The organism is Paenibacillus sp. JT22N1 (assembly GCF_059692155.1).
This window is the reverse complement of the sequence record NZ_JCAUAW010000012.1, coordinates 15813-34896: the sequence shown is the minus strand read 5'-3', so window position 1 is coordinate 34896 and position 19084 is coordinate 15813. Positions and strand designations below refer to the sequence as shown.

At 42.3% G+C, this 19084-nt stretch carries 13 protein-coding genes and 1 pseudogene; 9 read left to right on the top strand and 5 right to left on the bottom strand.

Annotation, left to right across the window (positions count from 1 at the left end; all coding sequences use genetic code 11):
- Positions 1–43 precede the first annotated feature (43 nt).
- Positions 44–265 carry a hypothetical protein gene (locus AC58UU_RS22540; RefSeq protein WP_497319353.1) on the top strand — a complete coding sequence of 74 codons (222 nt, stop codon included), beginning with the start codon at positions 44–46 and terminating at the stop codon, positions 263–265.
- A gap of 224 nt (positions 266–489) precedes the next feature.
- Here the strand turns inward: AC58UU_RS22540 and AC58UU_RS22535 are convergent, their stop codons facing one another.
- Together AC58UU_RS22535 and AC58UU_RS22530 are read right to left on the bottom strand one after the other, a co-directional pair.
- Positions 490–1383 (bottom strand): carbohydrate ABC transporter permease, encoded by an 894-nt coding sequence (locus tag AC58UU_RS22535; RefSeq protein WP_497319013.1) that lies wholly within the window; start codon positions 1381–1383, stop codon positions 490–492.
- Positions 1384–1402: 19 nt separating this feature from the next.
- A complete protein-coding gene (locus tag AC58UU_RS22530) occupies positions 1403–2374 on the bottom strand; it encodes an ABC transporter permease (RefSeq protein WP_497319011.1) in 972 nt (323 codons plus the stop codon).
- Positions 2375–2552: 178 nt separating this feature from the next.
- Between AC58UU_RS22530 and AC58UU_RS22525 the strand changes: the two genes are divergently transcribed.
- From AC58UU_RS22525 to AC58UU_RS22510, 4 genes are all read left to right on the top strand, one after another.
- Positions 2553–4103 (top strand): response regulator transcription factor, encoded by a 1551-nt coding sequence (locus AC58UU_RS22525; RefSeq protein WP_497319009.1) that lies wholly within the window; start codon positions 2553–2555, stop codon positions 4101–4103.
- Positions 4081–5859, top strand: coding sequence for a cache domain-containing sensor histidine kinase (locus AC58UU_RS22520; RefSeq protein ID WP_497319007.1), 1779 nt, complete (start codon positions 4081–4083; stop codon positions 5857–5859). The genes AC58UU_RS22525 and AC58UU_RS22520 overlap by 23 nt, the downstream gene beginning before the upstream one ends.
- Before the next feature lie 130 nt (positions 5860–5989).
- A complete protein-coding gene (locus tag AC58UU_RS22515; RefSeq protein ID WP_497319005.1) occupies positions 5990–7615 on the top strand; it encodes an ABC transporter substrate-binding protein in 1626 nt (541 codons plus the stop codon).
- 23 nt (positions 7616–7638) lie between these two features.
- Positions 7639–9750, top strand: a complete 2112-nt coding sequence (locus AC58UU_RS22510; protein WP_497319004.1) for an alpha-galactosidase — start codon at positions 7639–7641, stop codon at positions 9748–9750.
- Between the two features lie 54 nt (positions 9751–9804).
- Here the strand turns inward: AC58UU_RS22510 and AC58UU_RS22505 are convergent.
- Positions 9805–9921, bottom strand: a pseudogene (locus tag AC58UU_RS22505) (helix-turn-helix domain-containing protein); the annotation flags it as partial.
- Between the two features lie 190 nt (positions 9922–10111).
- Between AC58UU_RS22505 and AC58UU_RS22500 the strand changes: the two are divergent.
- The 4 genes from AC58UU_RS22500 (at position 10112) to AC58UU_RS22485 (ending at position 17240) form a co-directional block, all read left to right on the top strand.
- Positions 10112–12169: an alpha-galactosidase gene (locus AC58UU_RS22500; RefSeq protein ID WP_497319003.1), complete on the top strand. Its 2058-nt coding sequence runs from the start codon at positions 10112–10114 to the stop codon at positions 12167–12169.
- A gap of 72 nt (positions 12170–12241) precedes the next feature.
- Positions 12242–15700, top strand: coding sequence for a discoidin domain-containing protein (locus AC58UU_RS22495; RefSeq protein WP_497319001.1), 3459 nt, complete (start codon positions 12242–12244; stop codon positions 15698–15700).
- A complete protein-coding gene (locus tag AC58UU_RS22490) occupies positions 15630–15851 on the top strand; it encodes an Ig-like domain-containing protein (protein WP_497319000.1) in 222 nt (73 codons plus the stop codon). The genes AC58UU_RS22495 and AC58UU_RS22490 overlap by 71 nt, the downstream gene beginning before the upstream one ends.
- Positions 15852–16388: 537 nt before the next feature.
- A complete protein-coding gene (locus tag AC58UU_RS22485) occupies positions 16389–17240 on the top strand; it encodes an NAD-dependent epimerase/dehydratase family protein (RefSeq protein WP_497318998.1) in 852 nt (283 codons plus the stop codon).
- Between the two features lie 75 nt (positions 17241–17315).
- Here the strand turns inward: AC58UU_RS22485 and AC58UU_RS22480 are convergent, their stop codons facing one another.
- Together AC58UU_RS22480 and AC58UU_RS22475 are read right to left on the bottom strand one after the other, a co-directional pair.
- Entirely contained in the window at positions 17316–17960 is a 645-nt protein-coding gene (locus tag AC58UU_RS22480) for a helix-turn-helix domain-containing protein (RefSeq protein WP_497318997.1), read from the bottom strand.
- A gap of 148 nt (positions 17961–18108) precedes the next feature.
- Positions 18109–18999 carry a helix-turn-helix domain-containing protein gene (locus AC58UU_RS22475; RefSeq protein WP_497318995.1) on the bottom strand — a complete coding sequence of 297 codons (891 nt, stop codon included), beginning with the start codon at positions 18997–18999 and terminating at the stop codon, positions 18109–18111.
- Positions 19000–19084: the final 85 nt, after the last annotated feature.

Sequence of the window (19084 nt, the reverse complement as noted above, 5' to 3'; positions counted from 1 at the left end):
AATTAGATAATCAAACTGCGTGGTGGATGGGCATTGACTTCTTATTGGGGAGGTTACACGTCCTCATGAAGATCTCGATTTAGTTACATGGATTCAACATCGAGATATCCTGGAAAAGAAATTAATAAAATCTGGCTATATAAGGCTTTCAGTGAGCGATAGGCAAACGGATTTTATTAAAGATGAGATCGATATCCAATTTCTTTATTTCTTCCATTTAAATAAACCCAATCTCGTTTCCAAAGCAAGTCGCTCCATCCCATGACTTCATTATCAATTACGTTATCATGAATTAGAGCTTTGCACCACAACCCAGTTCGTACATATGTATAAGGGGGAAATGAGTATTCAGAGTGAGGAAAATAAAGGGACAACGGTAAGCATACGATTCCCCTTAACCGCGGCGTCAGACGCATAGCAAAAGCCCCTCATCAGAGGGGCTTTCTTAAAAAGACCTATAGGATAGCCCCTTCAGAAGGGATCGCAATGTTAACTCTTAATCGCGCCCATCATCATCCCTTTAACAAAATACTTCTGAAGGAATGGATAGACGAGAACGATCGGTAACGTAGCAACCATGGTGACAGCCATACGAATACTTTCGCTTGATACCGGAACGCGTGTAGAGCTTTGAGCGAGCTGTTGAGCGTCGGACATCATACCTGTGGTTTGGAATTGATTCAATATTTTTACCAAGACGGCTGGTAATGTCTTTAACTCTGGCTTGTAGGTATAAATATAGGAGTCATACCATGAGTTCCAGTGCCCAATGGCCAGGAATAAACCAATTGTTGCTAGAACAGGAACACAGAGCGGAAGGATTATGCGAAAGTAAATTTGCAGTTCATTCGCGCCATCCATTTTGGCAGACTCTTCAATTTCGACCGGCAGTTGCTCGATAAAGGTACGGACAAGAATCATCAAGAATACGCCGATTAAACCTGGGAATATGAACACCCAGAACGAATCAATTAATCCAAGCGATTTGATAACCATGTAAGTAGGGATCAGTCCACCGCCGAAATACATCGTGAGTACGAAGAAGAACGAGAAGAATTTCCAACCTAGCAGATGACGCTTACTGAGTGTGTAAGCAAGCATGGAAATGCAGAAGATGGATATTGCTGTCCCGATCACAGTACGTAGTGCGGTGACACGAATGGCGCTCCAAATTTCCGGATTTCGGAAAATCGTAACATAGCTCTCAAAGGTGACTTCTCTTGGCCAGAAAAATAAACCTCCGCGCAGCGAGTCGGTCGCATCGTTCAAAGAGATAACGAGAATATTCCAAAATGGATAAAAGGTAACGAAAAATATAAAGGTTAGAAAGACATATAAGGAAGTGTCGAATAGGCGTTCAGCCATACTTTTTTTGCTTTTCATGCTTGTCCCTCCAAGTAGACTAGAATAGTGACTGGCCGTTTACTTTTTTAGCAATGAAATTCACGATAACTACAATGATGAAGGCAACGACAGAACTAAACATTCCCACTGCAGATGCATAAGAGAACATGCCGTTTTGAATACCATAACGGAACGAGTAGGTAGACAATACATCGGAGTAGTCTTTCGTAAGTTCATTTCCTAATAAAAAGTGTTGATCAAAACCGGCATTCAATATCCCGCCAAGTGCTAGAATAAGCAGAATGACAATGGTTGGTTTCAAGTGAGGCAACGTAATATAACGAATTTGCTTAAATCGATTGGCACCGTCTACTTTTGCAGCTTCATATAACTCAGGATTGATCGAGGAAATCGCCGCCAAGTACATAATCGAGCTATATCCCATGTCTTTCCACGTATTTCCTAAGGCTACGATCCACCAGAAGTACCTGCCATTTTGCAAGAACAGTATGCTTTCATTCGAAATGTGGAAAAACTTGAGAATACCGTTGATTGCTCCGTCTGAAGATAAAAGTGTTACAATGATGTTCGCAGCGATAACCCAGGAAATAAAGTAAGGCAAGTACGAAGCGGTCTGCACCGTCTTCTTAAAGCTGACGCTCTTAATTTCATTAATTGCGATAGCGATAATAATGGGCATGGGGAATGAGAAAAAAATCGTAATTAGCGTTGAAGCCAACGTATTACGCATAATTTGCAGAAAATCACCGTTCGTAAAGAAATAATTGAACCAATATAATCCAACAAATTTACTGTGGAATAAAGTGGACCAAAATCCGCCGAGACTGGGCTGGTAATTGACAAAAGCCATGTACAAACCAATCATTGGCGTATAAGCGAACAAAACAGCCCAAATTAATGCAGGCAGCATCATGAGGAAAAGGTATCTTTGCTCTTTAAATAAGGACCAAATTCTACGTCGAGGAATCTTGAGTTCTCTTCCTTCGTGTACATTCATGTTAGTTTGCATTCGTGACACCTCTCAGTTCATGTTATATCTAAAATTATAAAACCTGCAAAAAAGTGAGTCGATATGATAATGTACCGAATCATGCTTGAAAATAACTTTCATTTTAAAAGGGGATTCAGAAACGATATATTAGACTGGTATAATAAGTTGTAAGCACATCGACAAGGGGTGGAACATCATGTACAGCATTTTTCTAGTTGACGACGAGGAAATTGAATTAGAAATGATGCGAGATATCATTCGTTGGAACGAGATGGGAATCTATGTTGCGGGCACAGCCGTCAATGGCAAGGACGCCATCGAAAAAATACAAGTGATTCAACCGGATATCATTCTCACCGATGTCCAAATGCCAATAATGAATGGAATAGAGCTAGCGAAGCTTGTAAACGAACAATTTGACTGGATGAAAATTGTCTTTCTCACGGGACATGATGAGTTTGCCTATGTGAAATCTGCGCTAAACGTAGGGGCAGTAGGCTATTTATTGAAACCACTTGATCTCGAAGAGATTGTTATCGTCATGGATAAAGTGAAAGAGAAGTGCGAAGAAGTATACCTCAAGAACACATCGATCCAAGTCACGAAGGCCCATATTATTAAAGAATTAATGTATGAAAAAAGTAAGGAAAGAAAAGATAATTTAGTAAACAGCTTCTACCGATTGGAACGAAGAATAGCGCCGACATCTTTCACGCTCGTACTTTGTAGTATCGATGACGATCACTTGCAGGAACTTGAAATTTTTATTGATGATGCCATCATTCAGCTAAGTGCTTTTACGGATCAATTCTGTAAAGAGAGCAGCATTCATGGGACCTATATATCGCTCAAAGAGGGCGAATTGGCAATTCTTATTGATGCTGAGCAGCGTAATATCGATAGAGATCTATGGGGCAGATTGCTACAAGCCATTCAACAAACACTACCGTTCACGGTAACGATTGCGGTAAGTGAAAGGTACGATGAGCTTATCAACATCTATTCGTTATATGAACATACCAAAAAGGTTCAAAGCGAACAGTTTTATTCGGGCTATGGGAATGTCATATATGCTAGCGATATTCAGGTGAATTTCGACAGTGATCAAATCCCGCCATTCTCGGAAGGCGAACTATTTGAAGCGGTTAAGGAGCTTCATGAAGATCAGATCGTTCCTATTCTACATGAATATTTCTTAAGGTTAGTTCGTCTGCGAATCCGTAAGAAGTATATTTACGATTGGGCCATTGATCTAATCGATCGATTAAATGAGCAAATAGGTATTCAGAACGCAGATGCGAATGCGGGAACCAGAACGGATTTATATCATTCCATTTATGATTGCAAAACGATCCAGGAAATTGAGGAAGCTGTTACGCAAACGTTAAAGCATACCATCGATTCGATGAAAGATCGGTTTACGGATAAAAATTTGAAGTTGGTGCATCAGGTGAGTTCGATCATTCAAAATACGTATCATGAACAAATAACAATTACAAGCTTATCGAGCCAAGTGTATTTATCTCCGAATTATATGCGTTCGATATTTAAAGAAAAGACAGGTACGACTATTCACGATTACTTAACAAAGATTCGATTGGAAAAAGCAAAGGAAATGCTTAGTGACCCTTCTCTCAAGGTTCAAGATATCTCCCAAAAGGTCGGCTATGAAAGCACCTCGTACTTTATTTCGTTATTTCTAAAGAGCCAAGGAGTTACCCCCAATGAATATCGAAAGAACTTATGAGAAGTTACGATTCTGGAGAAATCTGAACAGCAAAATGGGGTTAATCTCTAACTTGCGGTTAAGGAATAAGTTCTTCTTTATTTTCCTATTGATTTCAATAATCCCGTTTTCGCTGTTGATTTATTATTCTTACACTTCGACCAGAGATCAAATTACAGAGCAGACTTATTCCAATCTAAGCGTAACATTGAATCAAATTAATGCGAATATCGAGAATCGGCTGGATTACTATCATCAGCTTTCGAATCTGTTATATATGGATTCCCAGCTTCGAAATTATTTATTGAATAACTATGAACGAGCTTTTTATTATTTAGATGCTTTTGAATATATTAACCGAACATTATCCGAAATGATGACGCTTAATTCGAATGTAAAGGGGATTACGATATTCACGGATAATAAAACGCTGTATTCGGACGGTGTTTTTATTAAGTACATGGAAGAAATGCCGAATGATATTAAATTAAAGGCTATTCAAGCTGCAGGAAGTACGATTTACACGCAAACGAATGAACAGCATACAGGGGACCATTCCATCACGCTTGCCAGGTCGTTGAGTTATATTAGTCTGACGCATCCCTATGGTATATTAACCATCAATATCAGCAACGAAGAATTGTATTCATTGATGGAGAAGGAAAATAATAATAAAAGCGTGTATATCATTGATTCGTATGGGAGTATCCTTACATCTTCAGATAAAGGCATGATTTCTAAATCTCTGTATGACAGCTTCCCTATCCAAAATAAAATGGTATCCTCGTCCGGCAAGTTCGACAGCCTGATCCATGGAGAAAAGAGATTCTTTACGTACAAGCAATTAAGCAACGGCTGGAGGATCGTCATTACCGTAGCTTATAGCGAATTGCTTGCCAATACGAATAAGGCTACGACGCGGTTGATTTGGATTTCAGTCATCGCGTTCGCTGCTTCAATTCTACTCATTTATTTAACCACGAAGGTCATTACCAAAAGAATTGAGCAGCTTCTGCTTCAAATTCGCAAGGTAGAACGAGGTGACTTCCAAGTATCCGTTCAGTTCATGGGACACGATGAAATTGGTCAGCTCTCGTTCGCATTCAATAAGATGGCTTCCAAGATTCAAGAATTAATTGATGACGTCTATGTGAAAGAGATCTCGACGAAAGAAGCGGAATTGACGACGCTACAAGCACAGATCAATCCTCATTTCTTGTATAATACGTTGGCCTCTATCTCTTCTTTAGCGCTGAAGGAAGGAGGCACACAGGTGTATCAAATGGTCAACCATTTGGCAAAATATTACCGTGTTTCACTGAATAAAGGGAAGCGTATCATACTTGTAGATCAGGAAATCAATCTTGTAAAAAATTATATTTCCATTCAGGAGATTCGGTTCAGAGGCATGTTACACATGCATTATGATTTGGATGAAACGTTGTTTAAATACACCACGATAAAGTTAATTCTTCAACCGTTTATCGAGAACTGTATTAATCACGCGATTTGTCATGAATCGGGGATTAATATTATCGTAAAGTTGAAGTCAGATGAGAATGACATCCTGTTCCAGATCATTGATGATGGGATAGGCATGTCATTGGGAAGTTTAGAAACGGCATTTCATAAGGCTAATAATCTTTCGGGATACGGCATCAAAAATGTAGATGATCGAATCAAGCTTACGTATGGGGAGCAATACGGCGTAGAGGTGTTCAGTCGGCTAGGGATCGGTACGTCGGTCAGCGTACGTATTCCCAAAAGATATGATTGAAGTGAAATATGAAAGACGCTTTCCATTATGAATAGTAACATTGCGATATAGATAAACTGGTCAAAGCTTCTTATACTAAATTTAGATCACAGCACAAACATCATTGCTAACTTTAGAAAGGGGCAAATGTATGAAGAAGTTAAATGTAGTATTGACGGCAGCAGTAGTGCTAACCATGCTTGCAGGATGTGGAGAGAAGACGGCTTTAAATGGGAACCAACCATCACCAGGAAGTACAACTAAGGCGTCAACGAATGATAAATCTCCAATTCAGTTGAAATGGTTCGACAAAAACACAGGAGATCCATTTACGAATCCAGTTGCTAAAGCGATCACGGAAAAGACAGGCGTCACGGTTGAAATTCAACAACCGACAGGCAATCCGCTTGAGAAATTAAACTTGATGCTGGCAAGTAATGATTTGCCTGACGTACTCATGCTGGATCGTGGAAGCGATATCATGAACAAATATATTGCGACAAGCGCTATTATACCTTTGAATGATCTCATCGATAAGTATGGTCCGAACATCAAGAAAATGTACGGAGACACATTGAAAAAGACGAGAAGCGAGGATGGAAAGAACTACTACTTGGCGAATTGGTATGGGTTAGAGAAGTACCCTGTATTCGGATTCCTGATGCGAATGGACATCATGAAAGAATTGGGTGTTGGCGACAAAGTGAATAATGGCAAGCCATTTACATCGCAGGAGTTCGAAGACCTGCTCGTTAAATTTAAAGAGAAGTATCCAACGATTGACGGTAAACCTTCCATTCCGATGACACTGAATGGAGAAGACATTGGTAGTGTTCAATGGACATTCAAAGGGATGTTCGGCATGAAGCCTTATTATGAAGTGAATGGTGAATTGAAAAAAGATATTCGCGATCCTCGATATCTGGACATGATGAAGTTCATCAATTCGTTATATACCAAAGGGCTGATCGACAAAGAATGGGCAACACTTAAAACAAAACAATACGAGCAGAAAATTGCTGCGGGTAATGTATTTGCAACAGCGAATGCGTCCTGGAATGTTGGCGCTCCGAATACATTGCTCAAAGCGGATGCTAAAGAAGGAACGAACAAAGACGAAAGACAATTATATCAATATAAAGTATTAGGTCCCGGTGTTAACGCGGATCAAACAACATACGGACCGAAGAGCTCATTAGGTTGGGATGGCGTTGCGATCTCCAAAACGAACAAGGATCCTGTTCGAACGATTAAAATGTTGGACTTCTTGGCAAGCGAAGAAGGACAGTATTTATTGATGTGGGGTATTGAAGGTAAAGACTGGGATATGAAAAATGGCAAACACGTGCCTCGTCAAGAAGTACTCGACGCATTCACGAAAGATTGGAATGAAGCATCCAAAAGCACAGGAATTCGTAAATGGACTTGGGCAATCAAGAATGGTCCGGGTTCGGACGGAACGCCGTATGACTTAATGGGTCGATATAAAACAGATCCTACAACAGATTTAGCGATTAAGAATCTGGCAGATACCTCCTATGACACTGCGCCTTACGATAGCTTAGGACCTGCTGGAGGAACACCGGAAGCGATCATGGATCAAAGAGTAAACGAAACCATTAAAAAATATTATTTGAAAATGGCATTGGCTCCTTCGGGGCAAGAAGTAACCGATTTGTACAATCAAATGATGAAAGAAGCAGAAGCAGCAGGCCTGTCCAAGCTGGAGAAAGTGTACAACGACAACTATAAAAAACGTATGGAATTGTGGAAATAAAGTCTAACAAGCAGGTGATTATAATGGCAATTCAGGTTAACGAACAACATCGAATTTTTGCGATCCAAATGAAAAAAACGTCCTATATTTTTGGATTAAATGAAAAAGGGAGTCTGCAGCATTTATATTGGGGAGCTTCGGTCGATGTAGAAGATTGCATTCCATTGCTTGGTTCCCGGTCTCATAGCTCCTTCGATGCAGAAGTGGAGCGGGAAGTGGAAGAGTATAGCTTCTGGGGCGGACTTGTCTATACGGAGCCTTCGCTCAAAGTTACATGGCACGATGGCGTACGCGATCTCTGTATGAATTACGCAGGTCATCAAATCACGGAGCAAGATGGAAATGAAGCGCTCATTATTACCCTGAAGGATGAGGTATATCCTTTAGAAACGCATTTATCTTATATGGTTATCCCTGAGTTTGACTTGGTGGTACGCTCCGCGAAAATCGTAAATACAGGCACGCATGACGTCATCTTGGAGAACGTGCAATCGGCAGCGTGGTCGATCCCTCATTTGCAAGATTATCGGTTGACGCATGTAACAGGGAAATGGTCGGGGGAATTCCAGCTTCGTGACACCGTGCTATCCCAAGGTAAGCATGTGATCGAATCCAGAAGAGGATTCACGGATGGGCATGCGAATCCATGGTTCGCGATCGATAACGGTCAGGCAACCGAAGAGAACGGGAATGTATGGTTCGGCGCCCTGGCATGGAGCGGTAACTGGAAGATCACAGCCGAGAAGACGGTATTCAATCAAGTGAAAGTAACCGGCGGGATCAATGATTTTGATAGTGAATGGACGCTAGGAGCTGGTGAAAGCTTTGAAACGCCTACGTTTGTTGGAGGCTACACAGCAAGTGGTTTTGGTGAAATGAGCCGTCATCTTCATCAATATCAATACGATTATGTCATTCCTAGCCAAGAATCAAGAAAAGTCCTTTATAACTCTTGGGAAGCGACCTATTTCGATGTGAATGCCAAGGATCAAATGGCGTTAGCGGAGAGAGCGGCAAAGTTAGGCGTGGAGCTCTTCGTTGTCGATGATGGTTGGTTCGGGCAACGAAACCATGACCGTGCAGGTCTAGGTGACTGGTTCGTGAACAAGGAGAAATTCCCGAATGGGTTAAATGAATTAATTCATAAAGTTCATGATCTTGGCATGGAATTCGGGATTTGGGTAGAGCCGGAATCGGTCAATCCGGACAGTGATTTGTATCGTGAGCATCCAGACTGGGTCTACCACTTCCCTACACGCGGACGTACGGAATTACGTAATCAACTGCTGTTGAATATCTCCAAACCGGAAGTGAAGAGCTATATTCTTGAATTCATGACTGATCTCTTATCGAAGCATGACATTACATTTATTAAATGGGATATGAACCGGACCATTACACAGCCGGGGATGAAGGATCATCCCTTGAATCGACAGAAGGAAATTTGGATCCGGCATGCCCAAACCATATATGAAATATGGGCTGAACTTCGGGAACGATTCCCGCATGTTGCATTTGAAACCTGCGCGGGCGGCGGTTCACGGATTGACTTGGGCATTCTTCGTTATGCAGATCAGACGTGGCCGAGCGATAATACGGATGCATTCGACCGATTAAGTATTCAAGAAGGATTCTCTTACGTCTATGCGCCGAAGATGATGACCTGTTGGGTAACCGAAGCCATTAGCGGGATGAACAAGCGCGTAACCTCCTTGCAATACCGGTTCCATAGTGCAATGATGGGGACGCTCGGTATCGGTTCTAATTTGAATGAGTGGAGCGACGAATGGATTGAGGAGTCTGCAGGCTTCGTCCAACAGTACAAAGAAATCCGTCCATTGGTACAATACGGTCTGCAATACCGTCTAGATGCGCTGAAGAAACAAGGGGTTACGGCCGTGCAGTATGTAAATAAGCAGTCATCCGAGACGGTGCTATTCGCCTTCCTTCACTCGCAACGACTGGGTGAACCGCTACCTCGTCTTCGCTTGCGAGGACTATACCCGGATAAGACGTATGTGATCGAGCAGCTTCCGGGAGAATGGACAGGCAAGGCACTAATGAACATTGGGATAGAGCTGCCATTACGTGGCGATTTTGATAGTCTGATGTACCGCATTCAAGAAAAAGCATAAGAGAGCAAGTAGAAACACCTCCAATGTCTTTTCAAGAACGGGAACAAGGGGAAGTCACCCCTTCCGAGTATTACGATACTCGGAAGGAGACTTCCCCATTATTTTTTTGAAGATTCGTGAGAAATAGTAAGGATCCTGAAAACCGAGTCGAATGCTAATTTCTTTGATGCTTTGCTCGATGGTTGGCTGTACGCCCCAGGATTACAGGGATTATCACTAAATGCGTAAGATACGTCACTTCCCGCTATAGATCGGAAGATCGTTGTATAGAAAACGCTTTATTTAGTCTTTTATAATGGTAGCAAGCTGTGAATACAGGCAGATTTTGCAGCTTAATATGCTATGAACAGGAGGCAAAAGTATGAAAGTGAACAATGAAAATAGGGTGAGCATGAAAGTGGAGTCTAAGTCACTTATTTGCGTGGATAATGGTCTGGTACACATCGAAATGGATCTGGAAAAAGGCGAGTATTCTTGTGCGTGGCAAGGTTTGTTTATATTGAAAGAAGTACGCAGCGCCTTTCGCTGGAACGGTCGGGAATATCATACGGGGGCTTATGAACGCCATGTCATGAATGAACAATCTGAGGAAATTGAGGATAGTTTCGGTAAAGGCGTGCATGTGGTTATTCTACACGAATCGTCCAGCCTTCCCAAACTGGAGCAGCACTTTTATATGTACGAGGATGCATCTTACTTTTTGACCAAAGTCGTTGTGATCTATGAGGAAGAAACAAAGTTAAACCGAATTGCAGTTATGAAGACGAATGTATTGTCATTTGACAATGGAACCGCACCGGAGGATGAGCTTCAAGTGTTACGGGTTCCTTATGATAATGACAAATGGGTGCGTTATGTCGCGCAACCATTGCCGCTTGAAACCGAAAGCTATGAAGTTACCGCCTTGTATCAGCCCGGTAAGCGGCACGGGTTCATCTTGGGCTCCATCACGCATGATGTATGGAAAACAGGCATTCGGATCAAAGGCGAGCAAGCTGGAAAACTGGATGAGATCGAATTGTATGGCGGGGCAACGGGCGTAATGACACGCGATTCACAACCGCATGGCTATGTGTTGGGTTCACTTATAGAATCTCCGCTTGTTTTTGCAGGATTCTTTGGAGATTTCAGAGAGGGGCTTGAGACGTATGGATGGGCCAACACCCGCATAGCCGCTTCGCTGAACTGGGATGGCGGCGCTCCGTTTGGCTGGAACAGTTGGTCTGCAGCAATGAGCGAGTTGGATTATGACTTGTATATCTCGACTAGCGATTTCTTGAAACAAGAAGTGCAATCGCTAGGTTTTCAGAACGAGGATACCCTTTATATCAATTTTGACGCCTTCTGGGACAAGTTGACGGCTGAAGAAATGGAAGATGCATTGAACAGAGTCCGGCAGAACGGCCACAAACCTGGCACGTACTGGACCCCGTTCGCTTTCTGGGGGAGTCCTGCACAGTTCAGTCAATCTGTCGAAGGAACGAATGGCAAGTACACGTACAGCGACATTCTGCTTCGGGATGCTGACGGGGAGATCCTGCCGGATATTGCCGGAGGGTTAGCGATCGATCCGACGCATCCCGGAACGCTTGAGAGAATCGACTGGTTCACCAGCAAAATTATCTCGGAAGGCTTCGAATACATCAAGTTGGATTTTATGGCGCATGGTGCGCTTGAAGGAAGACACCACGATCCGAAGATTACGACGGGTATTGCCGCTTACAACTACGGTCTGTCCTATTTGACGAGTAAGCTATCTCCGGAAGAGGCGGGAAGAAGGGTGTTTATCAACTTGTCCATCGCGCCGTTGTTTCCTTATGCGTATGCCCACAGCCGTAGAATTTCCTGCGATGTGTTTGGGACGATACAGGATACAGAATATTTGTTAAATTCACTGACGCACGGATGGTGGATGAACGATACCTTGTACCGATTTAATGATCCGGACCATTCCGTGCTGTATAAGAGCTTCAATCAGGAATCGACGACCCGGCATGAAGGGCGAAGCCGCCTGACGGCTTCCGTTATTGCGGGGACTGTGCTATTGCTGGGAGATGATTTCCGCAATGAGGAAGCGGCTTGGCGAGCCAAATCCTGGCTTCAAAATCAGGAAGTCATGGATATTGCGCGTTTGGGGAGAACTTTTAGGCCTGTCGAGGGGAACTTTGGCGACAAGGCTTCTGATACTTTCATCCTGTACAGTGCGGACCAGGACCATTCCGTTTATCTCGCTGTTTTTAATTTCGATGGGGAACAGTCTGCTAGGAAATCGATTTCTCTGGAACGGGCGGGGCTCGATCCTGGTCAACGATACACCGTATCCGATTTGTGGGAAAGCACGAGAAGCGAGGTTCAGAAGGAGCTTACGGTAGATTTGCAACCTGCGGAATCCAAGATTTTCAAGCTGAGCAGAACATAATGTTTCATGTTCAGCAAGCGTTAAAGAAACAAGGCGAATCCGAAAAAATTTCAGAAAATTGGGAGGTTAATTATGGCGGCTAAAAGAAGATTCAAAAATGTGGGTTTATATTGTTTAATGCTTGTATTTCTATTACCTAATTTGATGGTAGGAGCTACAATGAATCCGACCAAAACTCTAGCAGCGGAGACAAACAATACATATGAAGCGGAAGCATCGGGAAATACGCTTTTGAATGGAGCTGGTATAGGAGATTGCGCGGGTTGTTCGAATGGGAAGAAGGTAAATAACCTCGGAAATGGCGCTGTAATCATTAACCATGTTAATGTTCCTGTCAGCGGCAATTATACAATGAACGTTTATTATATTGTTGGGGATAACAACCGCTCGTTTTACTATACGGTAAATAATAATACAGATGTGGTATATCTAACAACGCCATCTACAGGATCCTGGAATACGGTAGGATCGGTTACAACTACCGTAGCCCTTACAGCAGGAGATAACACGATCAAGTTTGATAAGGCGGGGGGATATGCGCCGGATTTGGATCGAATAACCATTTCAAACGCACCAGTGACGGATCCTGGGGGGAATCCAAGTGAACCTGTTGTATACCCCAATAGTCATTTTGTTAATATCATCAATGGAAATGTGAAAATAGAATATGATCTTAACAACGGAGTAGCCAATTATTATGCAAACGGCGTTAAAAAAATAGCTAACTTTTATGCAAGCGTCCAGTTGGATAACGATATAACAAGCAAGGATTATACGACTAGAACAGTTTCAACTTCTGGTAATGAAACAACAATTACACTTGAAGGCAGCGGGCTGCCTACAATGAAGCAGCACTTTTATATGGTTAACGCGGATTACTTCGATACGCTTGTAGAGGTGAGTGGCGCTAACTTAAGTACGAACAGGATTGCGCCGATCGTAGTGGATCCTACAGGAAATGTAGATATAGGTCAATATTCAAATGTCAGGGCGTTATGGGTTCCATACGATAACGATGCTTGGGTCAGCTACAACGCAATGTCGATCAATAACACGGCAACAAGCAACGAAATAACTGCCTTCTACGACAATACCAGTAGGAATGGATTGGTTATTGGGTCGGTTGTGCACGATACATGGAAAACCGGCATTACCTATAATGGTGTTGGCAATAAGCTAATCAATCTTAATGTGTTTGGCGGAAATACGAATATAGATGCGACCCGCGATGTCATGCCTCATGGCAAGGTTACCGGGAACGCGATAAAGTCTCCAAAGGTATTTGTCGGGTATTTCATGGATTGGCGGAATGGAATGGAAACCTATGCCAATGAAAATACAGCTCATGCTCCAAAGTTCACTTGGAACGGAGGCGTACCTTTTGGATGGAATAGCTGGGGAGGGCTCGGGACGAAGTTAAGTTATACGAAGGCCACGGCTGCAGCAAACTTTATTAAGAAAGGGCTAATGAACGACAACTTTAGCAATAACGACACTGCTTACATAAATCTTGATTCGTATTGGACTAACTTTACTGATGCGCAATTGAGCAATTTTGTATCTACCGTCCATAATAATGGCCAGAAGGCTGGAATTTACTGGGGACCTTTTGTGTATTGGGCTTCGGACCTAAATTCGCAGGTTGAGGGAACGAATTATAAGTATAGTGATATTGTTATGCGAAAGAGCGACGGAACACCTATATCGCTTGGCGGGGCCTTTGCCCTCGACCCGACGCATCCTGGAACGATCGAAATGAATAATCTCAAATTTGCATACATGAAAAGTAAAGGTTTTGAATATATCAAATTGGATTTTCTAACCCATGGTTCACTTGAGGGCGGTTCGAACGATGGCGTACATTACGATCCATCTGTTCAAACGGGTATTCAGGCATACAATAAAGCCATGCAAACGATTAAAGACCAAATTAACGGGTCAATGTTCATAAGCCTATCTATTGCACCTTTGTTCCCGTACCAATATGGCCAGGCGAGAAGGATTGCTACGGATACCTATGGGAAAGTGAGCGAGACGCAATATACCTTGAACTCCGTATCCTATGGGTGGTGGATGAATGAAAAATTATACAATTATAATGATCCAGATGGTATGGTGCTCTACAAGAGTTATTCCGGGACAATATACAGCGATTCCGACAACAAAACGAGAGTCAACGGCGCTGCCATTACCGGAACTGTTTTCTTGAACAACGATGATTTAAGTGATGTAAATGCGCAAAACAGGGCATCGGCATACCTGACAAATCCAAACATTAATAATCTGGCAAAGAGAGGTAAGTCGTTCAAACCTGTTGAAGGCAATACTGGGGTAGGGGCAGCTGATACGTTTACACTTGATGACAATGGAGAGCATTATATTGCCGTATTCAATTATGATATAAATTCAAGCGCTAGAAAAACTATAGATTTATCAAGAGCTGGTTTAAACGGAACAACAAATTATACCGTAACGGATTTATGGACCAACACCACAACAAGCGCGACTGGAGCACTTAACTTAACGCTTAATCCAGGAGAATCAACAATCGTCAAGCTGGATGAGACAAGCGAGAATACAACATTAAGCGGTATAACAATGGATGGAGAGTCATTAAAGGGTTTTGCGCTTAATGTGACAAACTATTCTATTGTACTCCCATACGGTACAACGAAAGTACCTAAGATTAAAGCAACAACTATAAACAGCCGAGCTAAAGCAAAAGAAACGAAAGCTAAAAGCTTACCGGGAACAACGACAATAGACGTAACATCAGAAAGCGGAAGGACTACAAAGACATATACAATCTATTTTACTGTTGTGCCGGAAGCAAAGACAGAGGCAGCATTGGCTGATTTAACAGTAAATGGAGCGACAATAACCGGATTCACTGGAAATATTGAAAGCTACGACATAGAATTACCCTTTGGAACGACTATAGTTCCAACAGTAGCCGCAACAGTAAAAGCTGAAAATCAAGCAAATGCAGTAGTGAAACCAGCTTTAAGCTTGCCTGGAACAACAACAGTCGTGGTCACGGCATTAGATGGCATTACAACAAAGACATATACAATCCATTTCACCGTTAGTCAAGATATACCGCAATCACAGATGACTGCCTCTGCAACAAGTGCGCAAGAGACTTGGAATCCGGCTACAAATGCTATTGATGGCGATCCAGGAACGCTTTGGCATACATCATGGAGTCCATATGATTATCTACCACAGGCTTTAACACTAAAACTGGGCGGTTCCTACAATGTTAGTAGCTTAAAGTACCTTCCAAGAAATGACGGCCCAAATGGGATCATTACTGAATACAATATCTATGTAAGCAATGATGGTTTGAACTACACGAAGGTTGCACATGGTAATTGGGATAATAATGCTTTGCTGAAGACGGTTACCTTTACACCCGTAATGGCACAATTTATTAAGCTTGAAGCTTTAGTCGGGGTTAATGGATATGCTTCTGCGGCAGAAATTAATGTTGGGGTGGAGACAACCGCACCAGTTATTCAAGTGGAATAGTATTGCGGTAACAACTGAGGGAAGTAAATCGACGATAACGACCAAAGGAGGTGCGTTGCAATTATCTGCAAATGTGGTTCCAATGAATGCGTCAAATAAAGAAGTTGCTTGGTCGGTAGAGAATGGAACGGCTAGCGAAAGGTTATCGTAAAAGCTACTGCAAAAGATGGCTCAGGTAAATTCGGAGCATTGACCGTTACTATATCTGGGTAAAAGGCCAAAACCAACAACGAAGATGACGACGATAAAAAAAATAACAAAGATAACGATAATAACGGTAATGGACAGCACAACTAACAAAGGCAATGACAGCACAAATGAGGACCAACGGAGCCGTAGCTACAACTTTGAGTTTTAAAATTGTTACAGTAAAATTTAATTAGATGTGGAGAGAGCTATCTCAAAGACAAGTTACTTTGTTTTAGAGATAGCTTTCTTTATTTTCGAAGAACAGGAGGATGAAATTATGATCCTGAAATATTCACAGCTCAACAAGTCTGTATCATCTGCACAAGCACTATATTTCAAATAATTCATAAGACCATGATGGAGTCGGACATTAAAATCTAGAGCTGCTAATTTCATACGTGGTTAATTGGAGTGAAACTGAAACGATTTACAACTCTCTATTTACGAAACAACGGAATGACTATAACGGGATGATTATTATTAAGTGGGAGTAGGTACAATGAATATTCTAATTACAGGGGCAAGCGGATTTATCGGCAAGAAATTGGTCCATCGTTTGGCAGAGAAGCATAAGGTTATTTGTCTATCACGTCATGCATTAGCCGAGGATGTAACTTTCGTTCAAGGATCATTCGATCGTTTTGAAGATTTGCGTGGCTTGGATCTTTTTGAAATTGATGTGGTCATCCATCTTGCTTCCGTTACCGGCGGATGTAGCGAGGAAGATGGGCTTGCCGTAAACGTTTTGGGGACAAGAAGGCTCTATCGGTACTTGCTTGATCGAGGATGTAAAAAATTCATAACGGCGAGTTCGATTGCCGCTGTAGGCAGCCTAGACAATGAGTTCATTCCGCTTCAATTGCCTATACAAGATGATCATCCTTGTCTGGCAACAGATCCTTATGGGCTAAGCAAAGCTATCGTCGAAAATTTGACCCGTTATTTTCATCGCAAGAATGAAGGCACGGAGTTTATCAATTTACGCTTTGGTGCCGTAGCTGATGAAGATTGGATACCTTCTTCAGTTCAAAAGGATACTCAGATGCCGGTTCCTTTTGTTTCATTAGCGCATGTGTATTCTAACGATGTCGTAGAAGGGATAGTCAAAACTGTAGAAGCGCCAATGAAAACGGGCGTTAGAAATTTCAACTTAGTCGGGCCGGATATAAGTAGTAATATACCTGCATGGGATATACTCACATCCATTCTGGGAGATCAGTCTGCTCAATACGATCTGGATTATTATAAACTTCCTGGCAATGAGTTTAAGCCCGTGTATGCAATGGATCGCTTTATCTCTGAATTCGGTTATGAACCTGCGCGATCAACACGTTATGTTACTGAAGGGTGAAACTTGAGGAACTGATACTGATTTTTGGGCTGCCGCAAGATTGGCAGCCCTTTCTATATTAATTGTGTGGTCAGTCTACCGCAACTCTTTTTTTAATACGCTAGGATTAACGCCGTACCATTTGCGAAATTGATTTGTAAAATGGTTGTAGTTTTGGAAGCCAACGTCATAGCAAACTTCTGTGGCGCTACGATCCGTGTGTTTCAGGAGGAGAACCGCTTGTTTAATCCGCATTTGGTTCAAGGTATCGATAACGGAGTGGCCAGTGCTTTCTTTAAAAAGATGAGACAGACGGGAGGAGGAGAGACCTACAGCATCGGCCAACTCGTCAATTCGAATGGGTTGATGCATATTCTTCGAGAGAAGGTATTGTACCTCCTCGATGCGCGGATCAATATTTCTATACGATTTCTGAGCGATGATGAATAATAGTTCTTGGACGGAGGTACTGCAAAGTTCAAACCAATATTCTCGGCGTTCTCGCGAATCCTCTAGGATACGAATGAAGGTACGATAAATGCGATCGCGCAGGGATTCGCTATCAATAGATAGGTGCAAAAGTTGTTGATTGGGAAGTAGATTCGTTTCCATAAAAGTATCTGGGAAATGAACCCAGCAAAATTGCCAAGTTGCACCGGGACTTGTCCCATAATGCTGCGGGGTTTCAGGACGCAACAAGTTGATGTCACCAGCATTGCATTTGCGTACGTTGCCTTGCATGTTGAAATAACCTTCCCCGTTCAAGGTAAAAGTAAGCAGCCAATCATTTTTTGCCTTGTGGACGCTTCATTGAATAAGTATCATTTTCTAGAAAGTGTCCACCAAATAAGGAATATTCATCGAAGTTCAAGATCATTTCCTCCAATCGCTATCCTTTCGGAACGTTTCGAAATGCACTAGGGGCAGAACCCGTCATTTTCTTAAATAATCTCGAGAAATAATAGGGGTCAGCAATACCAATGTTTGCGGCAACTTCCTTGATGGACAGAGCCGTTAAACTGAGCATTTGGGCTGCTTTTTGAATTTTCATGCGCAAAAAATATTCAATTGGTGGAAAACCTGTTTCTTCGTTAAATAATAAAATTAAATGCTGTTTAGACAAACCTGTGTGTTTAGCCAACGCAGGGAGTCTAATGGCATCTTCTATACGATCATTCATGTATCGGATGGCAATTTCTAGATATTGCTCCCTTTTTTTGTCCTTGGCAGTACCGCCTGCATTAATACCGATACTGCTAATCAGTTGCCGGATAGACTGGGAAACATGCGTGTGAATGGGTAATGAATAGGTTTTATCGGATAGCAGGTAATAACATTTATCAAAAACATCCTTGTACTCAGTCATAGCGCCGATGGGTAAATGTAGCGGACCCGTATCCATTCCGTACATTTGTATAAAAGCCGTTGTATGGTCGCCTTGAAGATGAAACCAGTAAATACTCCATGGTGCATGGGCGGACGCTCCATATCGATGTGGTGTATGGGCAGGAATGACGGCTAGATGATTTTGAGTCAAGGTGATTGCAGGTTGTTGACCCAGTTCAATCCAGCCTTCTCCTTCGGAGCAAAAGATGAAAATGTGGGAGTCACTGCCCTCAGGACGTTCCCGATAATGATGACGGGCATGCGGGAAGAAGCCAATATCACTTACAAATAAATCACGCGTCAGCTCGGAGCGGGATAGTTCAGTTTGCATATAATCAGGAAGTATGAACAATTTCTCTTCTTCAAACCCTTCAGGCTTTCTAGTCATATTCATTTAAAAGTCTCCCTCCATAATAAGAATATAATCCATTACATTAAGCATTTTGTCAATTGGATATTGTCTTCTTTCGAGGTAAAGT

Bases quoted from the DNA above. Each gene is read 5' to 3' on its own strand.
- AC58UU_RS22535 (WP_497319013.1), bottom strand. From the start codon at position 1,383: ATGAAAAGCAAAAAAAGTATGGCTGAACGCCTATTCGACACTTCCTTA.
- AC58UU_RS22530 (WP_497319011.1), bottom strand. From the start codon at position 2,374: ATGCAAACTAACATGAATGTACACGAAGGAAGAGAACTCAAGATTCCT.
- AC58UU_RS22525 (WP_497319009.1), top strand. From the start codon at position 2,553: ATGTACAGCATTTTTCTAGTTGACGACGAGGAAATTGAATTAGAAATG.
- AC58UU_RS22520 (WP_497319007.1), top strand. From the start codon at position 4,081: ATGAATATCGAAAGAACTTATGAGAAGTTACGATTCTGGAGAAATCTG.
- AC58UU_RS22515 (WP_497319005.1), top strand. From the start codon at position 5,990: ATGAAGAAGTTAAATGTAGTATTGACGGCAGCAGTAGTGCTAACCATG.
- AC58UU_RS22510 (WP_497319004.1), top strand. From the start codon at position 7,639: ATGGCAATTCAGGTTAACGAACAACATCGAATTTTTGCGATCCAAATG.
- AC58UU_RS22500 (WP_497319003.1), top strand. From the start codon at position 10,112: ATGAAAGTGAACAATGAAAATAGGGTGAGCATGAAAGTGGAGTCTAAG.
- AC58UU_RS22495 (WP_497319001.1), top strand. From the start codon at position 12,242: ATGGCGGCTAAAAGAAGATTCAAAAATGTGGGTTTATATTGTTTAATG.
- AC58UU_RS22490 (WP_497319000.1), top strand. From the start codon at position 15,630: ATGGATATGCTTCTGCGGCAGAAATTAATGTTGGGGTGGAGACAACCG.
- AC58UU_RS22485 (WP_497318998.1), top strand. From the start codon at position 16,389: ATGAATATTCTAATTACAGGGGCAAGCGGATTTATCGGCAAGAAATTG.
- AC58UU_RS22480 (WP_497318997.1), bottom strand. From the start codon at position 17,960: ATGCAAGGCAACGTACGCAAATGCAATGCTGGTGACATCAACTTGTTG.
- AC58UU_RS22475 (WP_497318995.1), bottom strand. From the start codon at position 18,999: ATGAATATGACTAGAAAGCCTGAAGGGTTTGAAGAAGAGAAATTGTTC.